Source organism: Streptomyces sp. NPDC015144 (assembly GCF_043079735.1).
Classification (GTDB): Bacteria; Actinomycetota; Actinomycetes; order Streptomycetales; family Streptomycetaceae; genus Streptomyces.
On record NZ_JBIBUU010000054.1, the window covers coordinates 1 to 2,912 of the forward strand.

Here is a 2,912-nt window from a genome sequence, read left to right on the forward strand (position 1 = left end):
CGCGGCCAATGCGTTCCTGGACGGTCTTGCCGCGCACCGTCGTGCCCATGGCCGGCCGGGGCTCTCCCTCGCATGGGGCCTGTGGGCCGACGCCAGCGGGATGACCGGTCACCTCGACCGTACGGACGTGGCCCGCATGGCCCGTGCCGGAGTCGCCCAGCTCCCGTCGGACCAGGGACTCGCGCTCCTCGATTCCGCGCTCACCCACGAGGACGCACTGCTCGTCCCGGCCAGGCTCGACCTGTCCTCCCAGCGCGCACAGGGCGCCGACAACACGATCCAGCCCCTCTTCCGCAGCCTCGTCAGGACCCCTGCACGGCGGGTGGCCCAGGCGGCCGGCGGCGCGGGCGCGGCGGAGTCCTGGGCCCAGCGGATGGTGGCGCTGCCCGAGTCCGAACGCGAAACGGCGGTGCTCGACCTCGTACGCAAGCAGATCGCCACCGTGCTCGGCCACTCCGACGACGAAGGCGTGGCTGTCAACCAGGCGTTCAAGACACTCGGCTTCGACTCCCTGACGGCGGTGGAACTCCGCAACCGGCTGATCGCCACCACTGGCCTCCGCCTCCCGGCCACGCTCGTCTTCGACCACCCCAGCCCGGCGGCCCTCGCCGACCACCTGCGTGGCCAGGTGACCGGGGCCGACGAGTCCTCCGCCCGGCACACCTCCTCCGCTTCTGTCGTTTCGGATGAGCCGATTGCGATTGTGTCGATGGCGTGCCGTTTTCCGGGTGGGGTGGGGTCGCCGGAGGATCTGTGGCGGTTGGTGGCTTCGGGTGGGGATGCGATCGGTGGTTTCCCGGAGGACCGGGGGTGGGATCTGGAGCGGTTGTACGATGCGGATCCTGCGCGGTCGGGGTCGTCGTATGCGCGTGATGGCGGGTTCCTCTATGACGCGGCTGATTTCGACGCGGAGTTCTTCGGGCTGAGTCCGCGTGAGGTGCTGGCGACGGATCCGCAGCAGCGGTTGCTGCTGGAGACGGCGTGGCAGGCGTTCGAGCGGGCGGGTATGGACCCGGCAGCGGTACGGGGGAGCCGGACCGGCGTCTTCACCGGCGTCATGTACAACGACTACGGATCACGGCTCCAGCATGTCCCCGAAGAGCTGGAGGGGTATCTCCGTAACGGAAGCTACGGCAGTGTCGCGTCGGGTCGTATCTCGTACACGTTCGGTCTGGAGGGGCCGGCGGTGTCGGTGGATACGGCGTGCTCGTCGTCGTTGGTGGCGTTGCATCTGGCGGCGCAGGCGTTGCGTAGTGGTGAGTGCTCGTTGGCGTTGGCGGGTGGTGTGACGGTCATGGCGACGCCGAACACGTTCATCGAGTTCAGTCGGCAGCGTGGTCTGTCGGTGGACGGGCGTTGCAAGTCGTTCTCGTCGTCGGCGGACGGCACGGGTTTCTCCGAGGGTGTCGGTCTGTTGTTGTTGGAGAGGTTGTCGGACGCGGAGCGGAACGGGCATCGGGTCCTGGCGGTGGTGCGTGGTTCCGCGACGAATCAGGACGGTGCGAGCAATGGTCTGACGGCGCCGAACGGTCCGTCGCAGGAGCGGGTGATCCGTCAGGCTCTGGCGAGTGCCCGGCTGACGGCCGCCGATGTGGATGTGGTGGAGGCGCATGGGACGGGTACGCGGTTGGGTGATCCGATCGAGGCGCAGGCGTTGCTGGCGACGTATGGGCAGGGTCGTGCGCCGGGGAGGCCGTTGTGGCTGGGGTCGGTGAAGTCGAACATCGGTCACACCCAGGCCGCGGCGGGTGTGGCGGGTGTGATCAAGATGGTGCAGGCGATGCGGCACGGGATCCTGCCGGAGACCTTGCACGTGGATGAGCCGTCACCGCATGTGGACTGGTCGATGGGTGCGGTCGAGCTGCTGACGGAGGCGCGGGAGTGGCCCGAGGCGGAGGACCGTCCGCGCCGGGCTGCCGTGTCGTCGTTCGGTATCAGCGGGACCAACGCCCACGTCATCCTCGAACAGGTGAAGACGGACGAGGCTGCTGAGAGGACCAGCCGAGAGGAGCCCCCGCAGAGCGACGCCCCGACCCTGTGGGCGCTCTCCGCCCCGAAGGAGGAGGCCATTGCGGACCAGGCACGTCGGCTGTATGAGCTCGTCGCCGCCGAGGGTGGTCCGCACCCCCAGGACGTTGGCCATGCGCTGATGGTGTCCCGCGCCCGGTTCGACCACCGCGCCGTCGTGGTCGGATCCGGCCGTGAGGAGCTGCTGGCTGGTCTGAAGTCGTTGGAGGGTGGTGAGTCGTCGGCTTTGGTGGTTCGGGGCGTGGCGGGGAGGCGTGGGAAGACTGCGTTCTTGTTCGCTGGTCAGGGGAGTCAGCGGGTGGGGATGGGGCGTGGGTTGTATGCGTCGTTCCCGGTGTTCGCGGAGGCGTTCGACGCGGTGGGTGAGGCGTTCGAGGGTCTGCTGGGGCTGCCGTTGGCCGAGGCGGTGGGGGAGGGGGTCGTGGACGAGACGGCGTTCACGCAGCCGGGGTTGTTCGCGTTGGAGGTGGCGTTGTTCCGGTTGTGGGAGTCGTGGGGTGTGGTGCCCGACTTTGTGGCGGGGCATTCGGTGGGTGAGCTTGCGGCGGCGCATGTGGCGGGGGTGTTGTCGTTGGGGGATGCGGCGCGGTTGGTGGCGGCGCGGGGGCGGTTGATGCAGGCGTTGCCGGCGGGTGGTGCGATGGTCGCGGTCCGGGCGGGCGAGTCGGTGGTGGCCCCGTTGCTGGAGGGGCGTGCGGGGGTTGCGCTGGCCGCGGTGAACGGACCCTCCTCCACGGTCGTGTCGGGTGACGAGGCCACGGTCCTGGAGGTCGCGGGTCTGTTGGAGGGGGCGGGATATCGGACGCGTCGCCTGACGGTGAGTCATGCGTTCCATTCGCCGTTGATGGACGGGATGCTGGACGATTTCCGTGCGGTCGCGGGTG

General features: G+C 69.2%; 1 protein-coding gene. It reads left to right on the forward strand.

From position 1 onward, the window contains the following. Nucleotides 1-2,912 (forward strand): beta-ketoacyl synthase N-terminal-like domain-containing protein (locus ACF08W_RS35045; protein ID WP_392281772.1); only part of this gene is annotated, 2,912 nt, incomplete at both ends.